16 protein-coding genes are annotated in these 15,849 nt (G+C 57.9%); 8 read left to right on the top strand and 8 right to left on the bottom strand.

Annotation, left to right across the window (positions count from 1 at the left end):
- Window positions 1–57 precede the first annotated feature (57 nt).
- The 4 genes from M8010_RS01060 to M8010_RS01045 all read right to left on the bottom strand — a co-directional run bounded on the left by M8010_RS01060 (window position 58) and on the right by M8010_RS01045 (window position 4,092).
- Complete coding sequence (locus M8010_RS01060; RefSeq protein ID WP_250086968.1) at window positions 58–1,182, bottom strand: HupE/UreJ family protein; 1,125 nt, start codon at window positions 1,180–1,182, stop codon at window positions 58–60.
- Window positions 1,179–2,273, bottom strand: a complete 1,095-nt coding sequence (locus M8010_RS01055) for a tetratricopeptide repeat protein (RefSeq protein WP_250086966.1) — start codon at window positions 2,271–2,273, stop codon at window positions 1,179–1,181. Before M8010_RS01055 ends, M8010_RS01060 begins: the two co-directional genes overlap by 4 nt.
- A gap of 94 nt (window positions 2,274–2,367) precedes the next feature.
- Window positions 2,368–2,610 (bottom strand): hypothetical protein, encoded by a 243-nt coding sequence (locus tag M8010_RS01050; RefSeq protein WP_250086964.1) that lies wholly within the window; start codon window positions 2,608–2,610, stop codon window positions 2,368–2,370.
- A 12-nt stretch (window positions 2,611–2,622) separates the two neighbouring features.
- Complete coding sequence (locus tag M8010_RS01045; RefSeq protein ID WP_250086962.1) at window positions 2,623–4,092, bottom strand: DUF4331 domain-containing protein; 1,470 nt, start codon at window positions 4,090–4,092, stop codon at window positions 2,623–2,625.
- Window positions 4,093–4,263: 171 nt separating this feature from the next.
- Between M8010_RS01045 and M8010_RS01040 the strand changes: the two genes are divergently transcribed.
- The gene (locus tag M8010_RS01040) at window positions 4,264–4,821 is read left to right on the top strand and encodes a sigma-70 family RNA polymerase sigma factor (protein WP_250086959.1); all 558 of its coding nucleotides are present in this window, start codon (window positions 4,264–4,266) and stop codon (window positions 4,819–4,821) included.
- Window positions 4,818–5,525: an anti-sigma factor gene (locus tag M8010_RS01035; RefSeq protein ID WP_250086957.1), complete on the top strand. Its 708-nt coding sequence runs from the start codon at window positions 4,818–4,820 to the stop codon at window positions 5,523–5,525. The genes M8010_RS01040 and M8010_RS01035 overlap by 4 nt, the downstream gene beginning before the upstream one ends.
- 15 nt (window positions 5,526–5,540) lie before the next feature.
- On the opposite strand, the gene M8010_RS01030 is transcribed toward M8010_RS01035, so the two are convergent.
- Window positions 5,541–6,962, bottom strand: a complete 1,422-nt coding sequence (locus M8010_RS01030; protein ID WP_250086955.1) for an HDOD domain-containing protein — start codon at window positions 6,960–6,962, stop codon at window positions 5,541–5,543.
- Between the two features lie 202 nt (window positions 6,963–7,164).
- On the opposite strand from M8010_RS01030, the gene M8010_RS01025 reads away from it, so the two are divergent.
- The 3 genes from M8010_RS01025 (at window position 7,165) to M8010_RS01015 (ending at window position 9,810) form a co-directional block, all read left to right on the top strand.
- Entirely contained in the window at window positions 7,165–8,172 is a 1,008-nt protein-coding gene (locus M8010_RS01025; RefSeq protein ID WP_250086954.1) for a methionine ABC transporter ATP-binding protein, read from the top strand.
- On the top strand, window positions 8,172–8,849 hold the full coding sequence (locus tag M8010_RS01020) for a methionine ABC transporter permease (protein WP_250086953.1): 678 nt from the start codon (window positions 8,172–8,174) through the stop codon (window positions 8,847–8,849). Before M8010_RS01025 ends, M8010_RS01020 begins: the two co-directional genes overlap by 1 nt.
- A 178-nt stretch (window positions 8,850–9,027) precedes the next feature.
- Window positions 9,028–9,810 carry a MetQ/NlpA family ABC transporter substrate-binding protein gene (locus M8010_RS01015; protein WP_250086951.1) on the top strand — a complete coding sequence of 261 codons (783 nt, stop codon included), beginning with the start codon at window positions 9,028–9,030 and terminating at the stop codon, window positions 9,808–9,810.
- 102 nt (window positions 9,811–9,912) lie between these two features.
- Here M8010_RS01015 and M8010_RS01010 read toward each other — a convergent pair whose 3' ends face one another.
- Both M8010_RS01010 and M8010_RS01005 read right to left on the bottom strand, forming a co-directional pair.
- Window positions 9,913–10,566, bottom strand: a complete 654-nt coding sequence (locus M8010_RS01010; RefSeq protein ID WP_250086949.1) for a peroxiredoxin — start codon at window positions 10,564–10,566, stop codon at window positions 9,913–9,915.
- A 137-nt stretch (window positions 10,567–10,703) separates the two neighbouring features.
- A complete protein-coding gene (locus tag M8010_RS01005; protein WP_250086947.1) occupies window positions 10,704–12,065 on the bottom strand; it encodes an alanine/glycine:cation symporter family protein in 1,362 nt (453 codons plus the stop codon).
- Between the two features lie 231 nt (window positions 12,066–12,296).
- Here M8010_RS01005 and M8010_RS01000 point away from each other — a divergent pair, with 231 nt between their 5' ends.
- The 3 genes from M8010_RS01000 (at window position 12,297) to fghA (ending at window position 14,621) form a co-directional block, all read left to right on the top strand.
- Complete coding sequence (locus tag M8010_RS01000; RefSeq protein ID WP_250086945.1) at window positions 12,297–13,208, top strand: alpha/beta fold hydrolase; 912 nt, start codon at window positions 12,297–12,299, stop codon at window positions 13,206–13,208.
- 120 nt (window positions 13,209–13,328) lie between these two features.
- The gene (locus tag M8010_RS00995) at window positions 13,329–13,751 is read left to right on the top strand and encodes a CBS domain-containing protein (protein WP_250086943.1); all 423 of its coding nucleotides are present in this window, start codon (window positions 13,329–13,331) and stop codon (window positions 13,749–13,751) included.
- Between the two features lie 24 nt (window positions 13,752–13,775).
- On the top strand, window positions 13,776–14,621 hold the full coding sequence (gene fghA / locus M8010_RS00990) for an S-formylglutathione hydrolase (RefSeq protein WP_250086941.1): 846 nt from the start codon (window positions 13,776–13,778) through the stop codon (window positions 14,619–14,621).
- A gap of 10 nt (window positions 14,622–14,631) precedes the next feature.
- On the opposite strand, the gene M8010_RS00985 is transcribed toward fghA, so the two are convergent.
- Entirely contained in the window at window positions 14,632–15,753 is a 1,122-nt protein-coding gene (locus tag M8010_RS00985; protein WP_250086939.1) for an HD-GYP domain-containing protein, read from the bottom strand.
- Between the last annotated feature and the right edge of the window lie 96 nt (window positions 15,754–15,849).

The following is a 15,849-nucleotide window of genomic DNA, read 5'->3' as shown; positions in this document are numbered from 1 at the left end:
GCAAACCGCACTAACCAAAGACGAGAACCCCGGCCATAGCGCCGGGGCCTGGCGCCGTTAAAGCGCCATGGCTCTCTCGGCAACCCAGTACAGGCTGATCGAGCCCACGGCGACCAGTATCACCGGTACTACGGCCTTGCCGTAAACGTGGGCCTTTCCCCACAAGTAGAGCAGTGGAAATACCAGTATCAACAGCGCAAGCTGCGCCAGCTCGACACCGATATTAAATCCTGCCAGCGCCAGCGCCAACTGTGAAACGCCACTGGTCAGATCCCCGAGAACACTGGCGAACCCGAATCCGTGGATGAGTCCGAATCCAAACGCCAGCTTCCAGGTCTTCCGGCCCAGTATCGGCCAGATCACGTTGAGGGCGGCGATGGCAATGGAAAGTGCAATCACCGTCTCGACCCAGGCAATGGGTAGGCGCACTACGTTCAGAGCGGCCAAAGCCAAGGTAATCGAGTGGGCAACGGTGAAGGCCGTGATTATGCCAGCAAGCTCCAGTAGCCGGCTCTTCATTAACTTTGGTGGATGGCTGTCTGTATGCTTCCGGAGCGTGGCCGGCAGCATCAGTACCAGCAGGAAGAGAATATGATCCAGGCCAATCAACAGGTGGATCACGCCTTCGTACAGGAAGGTTGTAAACAGCTGCAGACCGCCGGAATTTGCTGAAGGTGCCAGTGACAATGTTCTGCTATCGGGGCCCAGAACGCCGAGAGTGCTGGTCTCGCCGGTTTCCAGGCTCACCAGCCCGCGGTGCAGCGGGTCCTGCTCAAACAGCAGGTTGTATTCCAGAGTTTCCGGGGGACCGCCGTCCGGGCAAATGATGGTGTAGCGGCCGGCGGCGTATGGGCCGTCACTGTGGCCGGACAACCCCCATTGTTTGCCTGTCAGGGTGCAGTTACCGCTATGGTTGGCAAGGGTGACGCCCTGTTCGACCCAGCGGGTAATGCTTTCCCGCGCTGCCCGAATTTCCGCACCGTTGAGTTGCCGGTCGCTGTTGCGGTCGAGTGGCAGCACCAATGCAAGATCCCGCAGTGCGACATCAATGCGGATATCCGCGTTGTTCAGGTCTGCATAGATAAAGCTGTCGCTGGCCTTGTGGGCAAGCGCGTTCTGGCAGAACAGCGTGACAAACGCCACCAGGAGCGTGGCCAACGGGCTTTGAAATAATGTCTTCATGAACCTGCCTCCGGATAACGGGCGTCTGTCTGTCTCTGCTGTTCAAGCCACTCCCGGATCTCCTGCTGTTGTTGCTGGTCGCCGGCAGCGCTGGATGCACGGAGAACAAGGCGGGTATCCAGTGGCTCGCGCTGATCGCTCCAGTTATTGACAGCGTTTTCCAGAGCATCGGCGGGATTTTCCTCGATATCGAGCTGAAAGCGGGCAACATCACGTTGATGCAGCAGGGTACCCCGCCAGCGGGCCTCGGCGAATCGCTCCCTCAGATCGCTGATAAGGGTATCCGCTTGGGGGGCTCCAGACCGTTTCAATGCTATCGCCCGGATAACCGCGAGAGAATCGACGCTCTCGTAGCCTTCGGTCAGTTCCAGAACCCTGGCCTTGTTGCCGTGTTCCAGATGCCAGTCGGCGAGCTGACTGCGGGTGTAAAGGTCATCGGGGGTGACGCCTAGAACGGCAACCCAGTGATCGGTAGTTTCGTCTTTGCCCAGTTGGGCAGCGATATCCCCGAGCGTACCTTCGGCCCACAGTCTGCCGGTGACATCTCTTGTGTTGGCCGATCGGACCTGCTCTCTCAGGGTGTTGTAGGCATCAGGGGCATTGCCTGTGCGGGCCTTGACCTGCGCGACACAGCTGGCGGAAACCAGCCCCGGGTAGGTTTCCTGCAGGCGGGTGCAATGTTCCCTTGCTTGCTTGTAGTTGCCCTGAACCAGTTCCAGATTGGCCAGCAGAAGCCTTGCCTGGTTCCGTTGTTGCGGGTCGTCAGAGTCGGCAATCACGGTGTCCAGATCCTGCCGCGCGGCATCGAACTGGTGAAGGCTCTGCTTCATTGTTGCCCGAAGTACCTGGAGCCGGGCGGTCATTTCTCCTGGCCATTGTTGAAAAAGTCCTTCGGCATAGCCCAGAAAACGGGGGTCGCCAGTGTTTCTGGATTGCACAATCTGGCTCTGGATTATGTCTGCCAGTTTTTCCGGTGAATCGGGAAGCGCTGGGGCCGACAGAGCCGGTTCCGGCAGCTCAATGAAAATGCGGTTATCGTCGAAGTCTGTCTCAATAGGTTTCAGTGCGGCGGTTGCGCTGGTGGAAAGCATCAGCAAAACCGATATCCCGGCGCAAAAAGCCCCGCCCCGAAGGGCAGGGAAAGCGCTTGCCGGCTTCAGAACTGCTGTCAGCCGGCGGCGGGTCCTATTGCATGAACAGATCATCGAACGCCTGTTCGTTGTCCTGGTCATTGAAGCTGAACTCCTGTTTGTTGATCTGGACCGCTTCACGGGTGTCGTTTGTGTTGTCGATCTGTGTTTTCACGAAAGTCGTGAAGTCCACATCCGGATCCGGCCTTGGTGCCCGGTCGCTGCTGGAGCCGTTAAAACAGCCAGTCAGCGCTGCAGTCACCACAACCAGGCATGACATTTTCAGAAATAATTCCATCTTGGCCTCCTGTTAGCTGTTGGGTGAGCCGGCAATCGGGGTAGCCAGGTATGGGAAGGTTTCCCGAAGTTCGGTCGGGTCGAGCTGGACACCATCGGTGTAGTCAAGATCACCATTCGGTGCATCGGCAGGATCCGCCAACACGCCCATGGCAACTCGTAGCGAGATATCTACGGTGTCATCCACCGGGCGGCGGCCATTGGGGAAGCCGGCGTTGTCAGTACCAAGCACACCCAGGTCGTTCTGGCTGCCCGCCGGGGTGGTCGCGATGGCGGGGTTCAGACGCAACATTTCCGAAGCAGTGACGCCGTCCGGCTGGTTCAGGTCCGGTACGCCGGTCAGGAACGCGGTGACCAGGTCGTTGCGCGGGAAGTTGTTGGGTGCCTCCACCGGGAACAGTATTTCCAGCAGTTCCGGCAGCGTCGGGTGGGTGACATAGTCGATGAACTGGCCATCGTCTTTGGGTTCGCTCGCATTGAAGCCGTCCTTGTCCTTCAGGCCGATGACGACTTCGTTGACCAGCGGCATGCCAAGGCGGGATACCTGGGTCCAGGCGCCGCCCTCCACGGATGCCCCCTTGCCATTGGTGGTCGGTGCCGGATTAATAACCCGTGCCTGGCGGACACTGGCGGTAGTCCAGCCGCCGATCACCGGATCGCCGGAGGCCGTGGCTGCAGTGCCGGTCAGGCACTCGGTGGGCACTTCCAGGGCAAACGAGGTCACGTTTTTATCGGCCAGGTCGCCAGGACCTTCGCCGTTGCGTGGGCCAAGAGGGTTGGTGTTGACCAGGTCAAAAATCTCGCCAAGGTTAACGGCGAAGGCTTCCTTGCGCTGCCCCACGAACACTTGCCCGTTGGGGCTGCAACCTGGAATGGCGATATCGAAGATATGCCCATTGGCATAGCCTTCGTAATCCGCGAACGACTTGCCGCCGATATTGTCCAGCGGCTTGGCAAACGTTTCTGTGCCGGTGCTGGCATTGGTGGCTGTCTGTACCGTGCCGGTGCGGCGGTCACCACGGATAACCGATACCGTGTACTCCTGGCTGAACTGCACATTGTCGCCATCGCTGGCGTCGCCAATGTTTTTGAGCGGCACGGACACCATTTTCTGCTCGCCATCAGGCCCCACCGCCAACTGGATGTCGTTCAGCATGTCGGAGAACTGGAAGCGGAATGTCAGGTCTTCCTGGGCGTTGCCACTGTTATCGATATGAATTTCGTAAACGGCGTCTTCGTCCAGGTCGAAATAGTTGGGGCCGCCGTAGGCATCCTGCAGCGGCAGGTAGTTGGCAATCAGGGTGACGAAGTCTTCGCGACCGGCTTCATAACTGCGGAACATGTAAAAGTCGGTACCATCTACTTTGGGGATTTCCGTGATGAACGGGGCTTCCCGGTGACTGGAGGCGTGTCCCAGGCCGGTTGTCAGACAGAGTCCGGCTACCGCGAGTGCGAGGCCGGAGCGTTTTAACAGTGTATTCATTCCGTTTTCCTCTTCTGTTGTTAGTTTTACAGAAGAGGGAACGGCGCCGTTGCAGAGAAAGATGCACTTTTTCACAAAAATTTTGCGGTTTGGTATTCAGGGTGCATCGTTAAGGCATTATGGCGCGTAAGGTAGGCATAAACCCCTGAAACAGAACATCGGAAACCGGATATGACGGCCATCGATACCGAACAGGACGAACTTATGGGGCTGCTGATCGCAGTTGCCCGCGAAGACCGCGCAGCATTTCAGCGGCTGTATGAGAAAGTCTCTGGCAAGATGTTCGGGCTATGCCTGAAACTGGCCAGCCAGCAGGACCTGGCGGAAGAGGCGGTGCAGGATGCTTTCGTGCAGATCTGGCACCACGCTGGCGAGTATCATAACGACCGTGGCGCTCCCCTGAGCTGGATGTTGACGATTGCCCGCTATCGTACACTGGACCTGATGAGGGCCAGAAAGGCAAAGCCAACCGCTGGTGATAGCCACTTGGCACATATGGAAGACGGACGGGAAGGCCCGCTGGACGTTTCTCTTCGCAGTGCCGGTGCCGAAGAACTTAACGGGTGCCTTGAGGAACTGTCCGAAGAACAGCGGGATAGTATTCTGCTGTCGTATTACCGGGGCTTCACCCACGATGAGCTGTCCGAGACGTTGAGCTCTCCCATTGGCACCGTCAAAAGCTGGATCAGGCGCGGTTTGATGGCCCTGAAGAGGTGCCTGGAGCAATGAAAAAGACACCGGAAAGAGTTGAAGCACTGGCTGCTGAGTATGTTCTGGGTTCCCTCCGCGGGCGGGCCCGCCGAAGGTTTGAGCGCTGGATGATGGAATCCGTCCGGGTTCGCCAGGAGGTCTGGTTCTGGGAGGAAAAACTGGGGCACCTGGGAGCGCGGGTAGAGGAGGAAACACCACCGGTCTCGGTATGGTCGGGGATTGAGCGTCGGTTATGGCCCCAGAACCGAAAACCAGTGACAGCAACGGCGGCCAATGATGGCGCCGGTCGCTGGTTGTGGCCGGGTTGGAGCCTGGTGGCGACGGCCGCTGCACTGGTGCTGGCGGTTATCCTGTTGCAGCAGCCAGAGCCCCGTGATGACGACCGTCTGTCTGGGGCTATTGTGCAGGCGGATCTGACTGACCCATTGTGGCTGGTGAGCGAATCAGCTTTCGAACGTCAGTTGAAATTGCGACCCGTTGCCGCCACAGCGGCCGAGCAGGGCAAGGACTACGAACTGTGGATAGTCCCCGCAGACGGCCAGCCGGTATCTCTGGGGGTAGTGCCGGTGGGTGAGACCTATCAGATTACCCTCGACGACGAGACCCGGGAACTGCTCAGCAGCAGCCGGACCCTGGCCATCAGCCTGGAGCCACTGGGAGGGTCGCCGACCGGCACACCTACCGGGCCAATCCTGCATGTGGCCAAACTGTACGAGCTTTGATCTGCCAATATTGGATCAGCTGTTCGACAGCAGCGTGATGCACAGCTGGGCATTCTGGACGAAGTGGCCGAATGCCATCAGCTGGTCATCAGACGGCACGTAGTCAGCGGCTGCATTGTCGGCATAAAACAGCCCCACAAGCCGCCCCTTGGCTTTCAGCGGCCCGACCAGTGCCGGTACATTGCCGAGCCAGCGATCATAGGGGACGGTTTCCGTCCCTGATCTGGGCCGGTAAACATAACAGCTGGCATGAGGCAGCAGTGTCCCCAGCGGACCGGTGCCGTCCTTGTGGATGGTAAAATTGTCTTTCCAGCTTTCGGTCCCCCTGCCTCCAAGTTTGCGGGGAATCAACTCCAACCCGCCTCGGTCGCCCATCAATAACACAACACGTTGCATCCCCACTGCCCGGTGTATGCCTTCGATGACCAGCTGACAGACTTCGTTAATATCCGGTTTATCGGTCAGGCTGTGGGTCAGGTCCCTGAGAATCTGCAGCTGCAGAGCAGGGTCCACCTCTGGCGTATGCGTTGTCTCATTCCTGGTGTCCGACTGGCTGCCGGGCATCAGTGCGGTTACCTGGGGTATGCCCAGTGATACCGCCACCCGGGCCGCTTCCCCGGCATTGATCTTGAGCTGATCCCGGACCACGGCGGGGTTTTCTCCGATGTCCTTGCCCAGCGCTTCCATAACTGATTCCATTTCCGAACCACGCCAGCCGTTTTCGGACAGTTTTGCCATCTCGACAGAATGGCGGACCAGGCTTGCCGCTTTGGAATTGGCCTGCCCCGGTGCCACGACTTCTTTGATGAACGGACCCAGCGACCAGGCTTCCACCAGCCCGCGGGTTATCTCGGCAAACGTTGTATGAAGCACGTCTTTCTGCGCCTCTACGGGTGGCTCGCCAGCGCGAAGCTTCGTTTCCAGATCATTGGCCTGGTCAGTCTCACAGGACCAGAAAGCCAGCTCGCCGATATTCATCAGTAACGCGCCGATGAAAACCTCCTCCAGCGCATGCTCGTTGCGCTTTGGCAGCAGGCAACGGGCCTGGACGGCGGCATGAATGGCCCGAGCCAGGCAACGAAGCAAATGGGGCCGGTCATTGCGTTTAAGCAGGGAATCGACAATCAGTGAAGAAATCGCCATGGACTTCACCGCATCAAAACCGATCAGGGTAATAGCGCGGCTTACAGTGCTGACCTGAGTGCGGGTCTGGTTATAGAACACTGTGTTGGAGAGCCGCAGAACCTGGGACGTGAGTTGTGCGTCATTGAGGATCACGTTGGCCAGTTCGTTGACGGTGCTGTTGCTGCTGTCAGTGAGTTCGTCGATCCTGCGCAGCGTGTTCGCCAGTACAGGCAGTTCAACTTTGCTCAGGTAGGTCACCCATGCCTGGGTAGAGTTCATCCTTGAGGGCGGAGTCTCGGTTTTTGTACTCAAAATATCGTGCGCCTCGGAAGGGGTTTCAAAAGGTTCCTTTCAGGGATAAGTTTAGCTGAGTAGGGCGGTGCATGTCAGGTGGCGCAGGGTGTAAGGGCATATACCAAGGCTGCGGATTCGGGTTTGACGGCGGATTGGTTTATAATCGCCGGTTTTACGCTGCACCCACCAGGTGCTGACAAGGCGCTCACAAGGCAAAGCTGTGATTGTATTTGACCAGGTACAGAAGTCCTACCAGGTAGGCGGGCGGGCGATCCCCGCGTTGCACCCTACCAGTATGACCATCGAAACCGGCGAGGTGTTCGGCATCGTCGGCCATTCCGGCGCGGGTAAATCCACCCTCGTGCGCCTGATCAACCTGCTGGAACCTCCCACCGGCGGCCGCATACTGATCGACGATGAAAATATCACCGGCTACAACGCTAGTGAGCTACGGGCCTTCCGCCGCAAGGTGGGCATGATCTTCCAGCATTTCAATCTGCTGTCCTCGAAAACCGTGGCCGATAACATCGCCTTCCCCATGAAACTGGCCGGTATATACTCCCGCACCGAAATTCATGAGCGGGTGGATGAGCTGCTGAAGCGGGTCAGCCTGGTGGACCAGGCTGACAAGTATCCGTCTCAGCTCTCTGGTGGCCAGAAACAGCGTGTCGGTATTGCCCGTGCCCTTGCCTGCCGCCCGACAATACTGCTGTGCGACGAAGCCACCAGCGCCCTAGACCCGCAAACCACCCAGTCGGTACTGAAGCTGCTGGCGGACATCAACCGCGAGCTGGGCCTGACCATTGTGCTGATCACCCACGAAATGGATGTGGTACGCCGTGTCTGCGACCGGGTAGCGGTGATGGACGCCGGCGAAGTAGTGGAAATGGGCGCCGTAAGCGACGTATTCCTGCACCCGAAACACCCCACCACCCGGGATTTCGTCTTCGAGAGCGAAAACATCGATCGGGACGAAATGCAGCAGGACCTGCAACATGCACAGGGCCGCATCCTGCGACTGACCTTCCGTGGCGAGTCCACCTATACACCGCTGCTGGGAAGTGTGGCCCGGGAGTCCGGCGTGGACTTCAGCATCCTGTCCGGCCGCATTGATCACATCAAGGACACCCCCTACGGCCAGCTGACCCTGTCCCTGGTGGGCGGCGACCTCGATATCGCCATGAACGCATTTGAAGCGGCGGATGTTCATGTGGAGGTACTGCGCTGATGGAAGCCCTGATGGAGAATTTGCTCAGTAACGTTGACTGGACCGAAATCGGCTGGGCCAGCTGGGACACCCTGGTAATGGTGGGTATGTCGCTGCTGTTCAGCGTGCTCATCGGCCTGCCGCTGGGTGTGCTGCTGTTTCTGTTTGGCAAGCGACAACTGCTTGAGCAGCCTGTGGCCTATGCGGTGCTGTCGTTCGTGGTAAACGTATTACGTTCAGTGCCATTTATCATACTGCTGATCGTCATGATCCCGTTCACCGTAATGCTGATCGGAACGTCGCTGGGCGTTGCCGGTGCCATTCCGCCGCTGGTTGCCGGCGGTGCGCCGTTCTTTGCCCGGCTAGTGGAAACCTCCCTTCGGGAAGTGGATCGCGGCATCATCGAAGCCACACAGGCCATGGGCGCGACGGTGAAACAGGTTGTTTTCGGTGCCCTTCTGCCGGAAGCGTTGCCAGGAATCATTGCGGGCATTACCGTTACAGCCATCACGCTGGTGTCCTACGCGGCCATGTCAGGCGTTGTCGGTGGTGGTGGCCTGGGCGACCTGGCCATCCGCTTCGGCTATCAACGATTCCAGACGGACGTAATGGTCATTACCGTCGCTCTTCTGGTGATTTTCGTACAGTTATTGCAAATGGCGGGCGACCGCCTTGTTTTATATTTCAGCCGAAAGTAAGAAATTAACGAGAGCCCGGTATAGGCCTGGGGTTGGAGGCACCTTGCGAAAACGTGGAGCGCCAGGGATGGCGCGACCGAGCCCTACACGGACGTATTCACGGGCGTTTTTCGGAAGGTGCCTCCAACCTCGGGCCGTACTCCCAGGCCAGACTTATTTTTAACAGGAGAACGTGTATATGAATCTCAAGAAAACAATAGTAGGACTGGCTGCCGCAGCCACTTTCTCTGGCGCAGTAGCCGCAGAAGAGCTGTCTGTTGCCGCCACTCCGGTACCCCACGCGGAAATTCTGGAATTCGTGAAGCCCAAGCTGGCGGAGCAAGGCGTAGAGCTGGATGTGAAGGTGTTCACCGATTACGTCCAGCCCAACGTGCAGGTAGACCAGAAGCGGATGGATGCGAATTTTTTCCAGCATCAGCCATACCTGGACGAGTTCAACGATGGCCGTGGTACCAACCTGGTTAGTGTTGTAGGTGTGCATGTTGAGCCGTTCGGCGCCTATTCCGGCCGGATCGATTCTCTTGACGAGCTGAAGGATGGCGACACAGTTGCAATACCTAATGACCCCACCAACGGTGGTCGTGCGCTGTTGCTGCTGCAAAAAGCCGGTGTTATCACGTTGAAGGATGACAGCAAGATCACCGCTACACCTCGCGACATTGCCGATAACCCGAAGAACCTGGAGTTCAAGGAACTGGAAGCCGCAACCCTGCCGCGCATCCTGAACCAGGTGGACCTGGCATTGATTAACACCAACTACGCGTTGGAAGCGGGCCTGAATCCGACTGAGGATGCATTGGTCATTGAAGGTGCTGAGTCGCCTTACGTGAACATCCTGGTGGCCCATGAAGACCGCGCTGACGAAGAGGCAATTCAAAAGCTGGCCGAGGCGCTGACGTCTGAGGACGTAAGGGCGTTTATCGAGGAGAATTACGAAGGCGCCGTGGTTCCGGCATTCTGACTCGAGTGAGTCAGCAAAACGAAAGAAGCCGGGCAGTTGCCCGGCTTCTGCGTTTCAGCGGATGGCTTTTCTCCGCTTTTACCGAATCCAGAGCCTAAGTGATTATTCACCGCTCCAGTTGGCGCGCGGGTCCGGCGTCATCCGCAAGTAGGATTTGACCGCCTTGTAGCCTTTCGGGAAGCGCTCCTTGATTTCATCTTCATCCTGCAGCGACGGTACGATGACCACATCACCGCCAGCTTCCCAGTTACCCGGAGTGGCTACCTTGTGCTCGTCGGTCATCTGCAGGGAGTCAATCACCCTGAGCACTTCGTTGAAATTACGGCCGGTGCTGGCCGGATAGGTGATGGTCAGGCGAACCTTCTTGTTCGGGTCTATGACAAACAGTGACCGCACGGTCAGTGTCGCATCTGCATTGGGATGGATCATGTCATACAGTTCGGACACTTTGCGGTCCTGATCGGCAATGATCGGGAAGTTCACCGCGCAACCCTGGGTTTCATTAATGTCCTTGATCCATTCCTTGTGAGAGTCCACCGGGTCGACACTCAGGGCGATGGCCTTGACGTTACGCTTGGCGAACTTGTCCTTCAGCTTTGCGGTCAGCCCCAGTTCGGTGGTGCACACCGGGGTGAAGTCTGCCGGGTGCGAAAACAGAATGCCCCAGCTATCCCCAAGCCACTCGTGGAACCGGATCGGCCCCTCACTGGAGTCTTGCTCAAAATCAGGTGCGGTATCTCCCAGACGTAAACTCATGGTGTTTCCTCCATTGGTGATACAAAAGCCCGGCCTGATACAACGCCGGCAGAGTGATTCAGTCTATACGATAAACAGTGGTGACGGATGAGAGAAAAACCAAGGGCGGTTGATCTGGCTCATCTGTCACCATCGGTTTACTGATTCACGCCCAGCGAGCGCTCTTTTGCGAAATGCTCCCGGGTCAGTCGGAACACCACCGGGCTGAGCAACAGCAGGGCAACAAGGTTTGGCAGGGCCATCATGGCGTTGAGCGTGTCCGCGATCAGCCAGATCAGGCCCAGGTTGATGGTGGCGCCGACAGGGATAGCGAGGATCCAGACAACGCGGTAGGGCACGATGGCCTTTACACCGAACAGGAACTCGATACACCGCTCACCATAGAACGACCAGCCGATAATGGTGGTAAAGGCGAAAATCGCCAGCGAGATCGCGACGACGTAGTTGCCGAATCCTGGCAGGCCGGTCTCGAAGGCCAGAGAGGTCAGCGCGGCACCGGTTTCGCCAGACGTCCAGGCCCCGGAACTGATGATGACAAGGCCGGTGATGCTGCACACGATAATGGTGTCAATAAAGGTGCCCAGCATAGCGACCATGCCCTGGTTGATCGGATTTTTGGTCTGGGCTGCGGCGTGAGCGATAGGGGCAGAGCCCAGGCCCGCCTCGTTGGAGAAAATACCCCGGGCCACACCGAAGCGAATGGCAGCCCATACCGCGGCGCCTGCGAAGCCACCCTCGGCCGCCACCGGGCTGAAGGCGTGGGTGAACACCATGGCGATGGCGTTTGGAAGCTGGTTGGCGTTAATGGCCAGTACCACCAGGCCCACCAGAACATAAGCGATGGCCATAAACGGTACCAGGGCACTTGCCACCTGCCCGATGCGCTTGATGCCACCAATCAATACCAGGCCCACAAGGGTCATAAGAATGAGCCCGGTGACCCAGTGCGGCAGTGCAAAGTTGGTCTGAAGAACATCGGCCACGGAATTGGCCTGCACGGTGTTGCCTATGCCGAAGGCTGCCACCGCAGCAAATATCGCAAAGAGCACGCCCAGCCAGGCCCACTTTTTACCAAGCCCGTTACGGATGTAATACATCGGGCCACCCACGTGGGCGCCGCGCTCGTCCACTTCACGGAAACGGACTGCCAGTACCGCCTCCGAGTATTTTGTGGCCATCCCCACCAGAGCTGTCAGCCACATCCAGAACAGGGCTCCCGGCCCGCCCAGAAACACCGCGGTCGCGACGCCGGCAATATTGCCGGTACCGACCGTGGCAGACAGTGCCGTCATCAATGCCTGAAACGGTGGTATTTCACCGTCTGATTCAGCACCGGTACGGCCTTTCCACATCAGCCGGAAACCGGCGCCGAGTTTCAGCACAGGCATCAGTTTGAGGCCGATGCTCAGGAACAGTCCGACACCGAGAATCATCACCAGCATGGGTGGGCCCCATACCAGTGCGTTAATGCTGCTAAAAAAAGACTCTAAGGCTTCCATGGGGATCTCCCTGTGTTTCTGCCATGGTTTGAAGGCGCCCGTCACGAAAACAGCCAGCACGGGTTCCGGCTTCGCGTAAGCGTATAACCGTTTGAGTTTATACACTTATTTTTGTCTGTAAATGTTCACCCCAGAGAATTTATGCTTCCGACACGTTTCAGGCCTGCAAAGTTATTGGATCCGTAGGTTCTCAGGTTAAGCTGAAGGCTGATTTCACCAGGAGTACCATCGATGCCGGAAAGCACGAGTGTTCAGGCCGGTAACCTGTCTTTCTGCGTAGAAACCCGTGGCGACCCTGCTGGTGAGCCAGTGATATTCGTCATGGGGCTCGGTGCGCAGATGACGCTCTGGCCGGAGGAGCTGCTGGATCTTTATGCCTGCGAAGGCTTTCGGGTCATACGGTTTGATAATCGTGATATTGGCCTGTCCTCTCATTTGGAAGACCGCCTTGAGGGGCACCCGGTAGCGGTGATGGCAAGGCACCGCATGGGGCTGCCCATCGCCGCGCCTTATACCCTCCACGACATGGCCGGCGACGTCTGCCAGGTGATGGACGCCCTGGGCCTGGCCAGCGCCCACCTGGTGGGTGTTTCCATGGGCGGTATGATCAGCCAGCTGGTGGCAGCAAACCATCCTGAGCGTGTGCGCTCCGCCACCCTGATAATGACATCCACCAACAGCCCACGCCTGCCGATGCCAAAATCAACGCTGATCTGGCGGCTGGCGGGGGTTGGTGCGAAAGGTCACGACGAAGCATCGGTTGTGGCCCGCTCCCTGGAATTCTGGAAGGCTATCCAGAGCCCCGGTTTCCCGCCCCGGGAGCAGGAGGTGCGGGACCGGATCGTGCGGGAATACCGGCGCAGCTATCACCCTGCCGGAATCCTGCGCCAGACCCGTGCCATTCTCGCCACAGGCAGCCTGTCGTCGTCGACACGGCGTATCCTGGTACCGGTCTCAGTGATCCATGGCAAGGCTGATCCGCTGGTACGGCCGGTGGCGGCGGAACAGCTGGGTTACCTGATGCCCCATGCCCGTATTGAAATGATCGAGGGTATGGGCCATGACCTTCCTGAACCGCTGCTGCCGCATTTTGCGGCCATTGGCTTTGAGACCATGGCGCAGTCGTTGTTCCACGGGAGTTGATCATCGTCGGTGAACGCGAAACCGATCGCAGCTGTGGGGTTTATACTTCCAGTTTTCGCCCCCATTGCCTATGTTTATAGAGGGAAGTATTCGGAATGTTACTGGTCAGGGAGCCTGCCAATGCAATCGTTGAGAGTATCCGATGTCATGTGGAACCACATCGAGCCCGTTCGTTGTGGTACGCCCTTAACCAAAGTGGTTAAAACGCTGCTCCATAACCATGTTACCGGCTTGCCGGTAGTGGATGACCACCGCAAGGTGATCGGTTTTATCTCGGAACAGGACTGTATCCACGCCCTGCTGGTGAGTAATTATCACCACGAGGGCGACCCGACGGTGGATGACGTGATGTTCCGCAATCCGGTGACCATATCACCGGAGATGTCCGTGGTAGATCTGGCCCAGAATCTGGGTGCCGGAAAACCCAAAGTCTATCCGGTGGTTGACCACAACCGCCTGATTGGCATCGTAACCAGAACGGCTATCCTTGCGGAGCTGGCAAAAGTCGGTTTCGGCATCGAGGTGCCTAAATACGCGACGTGAATTTTTACAGATCCAGAGGTGACCATGGAACTGCTTTCCACCAACGTCTGTTTTGACGGCGAACACCGTCGCTACCGACATCATTCGGCGGCCCTGGACTGCGACATGGAGTTTGCGGTGTTCCTGCCCCCTGCGGCCCTGGGCACTAATGCACGGCCAGTGCCGGCACTTTACTGGTTGTCAGGGCTCACATGCACCGACCAGAATTTCATGCAGAAAGCCGGCGCCCAGAAAAAAGCCGCCCGGCTGGGTATGGCCATCGTGTGCCCGGACACAAGTCCGAGGGGTCTGGACCTGCCAAGCGAACATGACAGCTATGATTTTGGCAGTGGTGCCGGATTTTATGTGAACGCCACCCGGCAACCCTGGGCGCCCCACTACCGCATGTACGATTACGTGGTCAAAGAACTGCCCCAGCTGGTTGAAAACCATCTGCCAGTGACGGAGGATCGCGGCATCAGCGGTCATTCAATGGGCGGGCACGGGGCTTTGATTGCGGCGTTAAAGAACCCGGGATGGTACAAATCAGTCTCTGCGTTTGCCCCTATCGCCAATCCCAGCGAGTGCCCCTGGGGGCAGAAAGCCTTCAGCGGTTATCTGGGCGATGACCCCAAAGCATGGGAAGAGTGGGATGCCACGATGTTAATCCCCACCGCCAGGGAGCGGTTACCGCTATTGGTAGACCAGGGCACCGCAGACGAGTTTCTCGACAGCCAGCTGAATCCGGATGCGCTGGCCGATGCCTGCGAAAAAATGCACCACCATATCAACTTGCGGATGCATCGGGGGTACGACCACAGTTACTTCTTCATTGCCTCGTTTATCGACGACCATCTGGAGCATCATGCCGAGGCTCTCGGGCTGAGATAGCGGCCCGGATCTAGCGAAATCCCCAAAGCAGCCCGAAGTCCATGGAAGGCATTACTTCGGGCTGTTCGACGCCCCTGATGTTGAATTCCAGCAGGCTGCAGTCCCGCTCGAATGAGCCACTGTAGCGATTGCCCCTGGCACCGATGATCGCCTTGGCAAACGGCCCGCGATGACGTTGGGGGCGCCTTACAACCACCGCTACCTCGTCGTTGGCCAGCCTTACCAGCGTGCCCGGTGGATAGTCTGTAAGCACGGCAAGCAGGGCACGGGGAATCGCCGGGCGGAACTTCCCGTCGGCCAGCGTGTTGATGAGCTTGCGGGCCTCAACAACGTTCATTCGGTTTCGGTAGGCGCGACGCGTAATCATCGCGACATAACGCTCCGCCAGCGCGAGGATTTCCGCCTCTCCACGGATTTCGGTGCCACTGAGCCCCTGAGGGTAGCCGGAACCGTCTGCCTGCTCGTGATGTTGGGCAATGATTTTCAGCAATAGCGGGCTGGTTAAATCGGCGTCTCTGAGTGCCTGAATACTTCGTTCCGGGTGTTTGCGTATGACGGCGCGCTGGTCATCGGTCAGTACCCGGTTGGAGGCATTCAGTTTATCGGCTACCGGTACCAGCGCCAGATTTGCCGTCAGCGCGGCGCTGACAAGCACTGCCGTACGCTTGTCATCGAGCCCGAACCTGCGGGCGGTGAACTGGCAGAGAATCGCATAGAACAGAATCTGTTCATGGATGGTTGGCTCAATGGAATACAGGTGCACCAGTGCCAGGCTTGCTTCCGGCGACTCCTGGCACATCTGGTCAATGATCCGTGACAGCCCCAGCACTCGCTTCTGCGCACTTTCATCCCGTTTGGTGATGGCGTTTAGCGTGAACTCCAGTGTCTGCAGCAACATCGGGTATTCGGCAAATGGATTGCGTACCCGGGTGTCCTCAATCACTTCATCCTGCGGGCGCTCAATCTTGCGGGGTTTGAACCGGCCGCGTTCGAATAGTTGTTCCAGCTGGGTATCGTTGTGTATCACGTATCCCTGCCGTAACAGCACATTGCCATCGGCGTCATAGACCGTCCAGGGTAAGGGCTTGCCAATCGTCAATGCGCCGGGTGCGATACGGACAAGATTCGGCACTCTGTCGCTTCCTGATGCATGTTGTATTTAGGTTTAAGTCTAACCCTGAACCTGTGATTAACTCCAGAAAACCCTGGTTAATCAATGTTAAACCCG

This window comes from Marinobacter sp. ATCH36 (assembly GCF_023555055.1).
Classification (GTDB): Bacteria; Pseudomonadota; Gammaproteobacteria; order Pseudomonadales; family Oleiphilaceae; genus Marinobacter.
Note: the sequence above shows the minus strand (reverse complement) of the source record. Positions and strands in the feature narration are given on the sequence as shown.

What these genes read in the sequence shown, in the direction of transcription:
- M8010_RS01020 (WP_250086953.1), top strand. Translation starts at nt 8,172, where the DNA reads ATGGAAGCCCTGATGGAGAATTTGCTCAGTAACGTTGACTGGACCGAA.
- M8010_RS01010 (WP_250086949.1), bottom strand. Translation starts at nt 10,566, where the DNA reads ATGAGTTTACGTCTGGGAGATACCGCACCTGATTTTGAGCAAGACTCC.
- M8010_RS01050 (WP_250086964.1), bottom strand. Translation starts at nt 2,610, where the DNA reads ATGGAATTATTTCTGAAAATGTCATGCCTGGTTGTGGTGACTGCAGCG.
- M8010_RS01055 (WP_250086966.1), bottom strand. Translation starts at nt 2,273, where the DNA reads ATGCTTTCCACCAGCGCAACCGCCGCACTGAAACCTATTGAGACAGAC.
- M8010_RS01040 (WP_250086959.1), top strand. Translation starts at nt 4,264, where the DNA reads ATGACGGCCATCGATACCGAACAGGACGAACTTATGGGGCTGCTGATC.
- fghA (WP_250086941.1), top strand. Translation starts at nt 13,776, where the DNA reads ATGGAACTGCTTTCCACCAACGTCTGTTTTGACGGCGAACACCGTCGC.
- M8010_RS01015 (WP_250086951.1), top strand. Translation starts at nt 9,028, where the DNA reads ATGAATCTCAAGAAAACAATAGTAGGACTGGCTGCCGCAGCCACTTTC.
- M8010_RS01005 (WP_250086947.1), bottom strand. Translation starts at nt 12,065, where the DNA reads ATGGAAGCCTTAGAGTCTTTTTTTAGCAGCATTAACGCACTGGTATGG.
- M8010_RS01035 (WP_250086957.1), top strand. Translation starts at nt 4,818, where the DNA reads ATGAAAAAGACACCGGAAAGAGTTGAAGCACTGGCTGCTGAGTATGTT.
- M8010_RS00995 (WP_250086943.1), top strand. Translation starts at nt 13,329, where the DNA reads ATGCAATCGTTGAGAGTATCCGATGTCATGTGGAACCACATCGAGCCC.
- M8010_RS01060 (WP_250086968.1), bottom strand. Translation starts at nt 1,182, where the DNA reads ATGAAGACATTATTTCAAAGCCCGTTGGCCACGCTCCTGGTGGCGTTT.
- M8010_RS01045 (WP_250086962.1), bottom strand. Translation starts at nt 4,092, where the DNA reads ATGAATACACTGTTAAAACGCTCCGGCCTCGCACTCGCGGTAGCCGGA.
- M8010_RS01000 (WP_250086945.1), top strand. Translation starts at nt 12,297, where the DNA reads ATGCCGGAAAGCACGAGTGTTCAGGCCGGTAACCTGTCTTTCTGCGTA.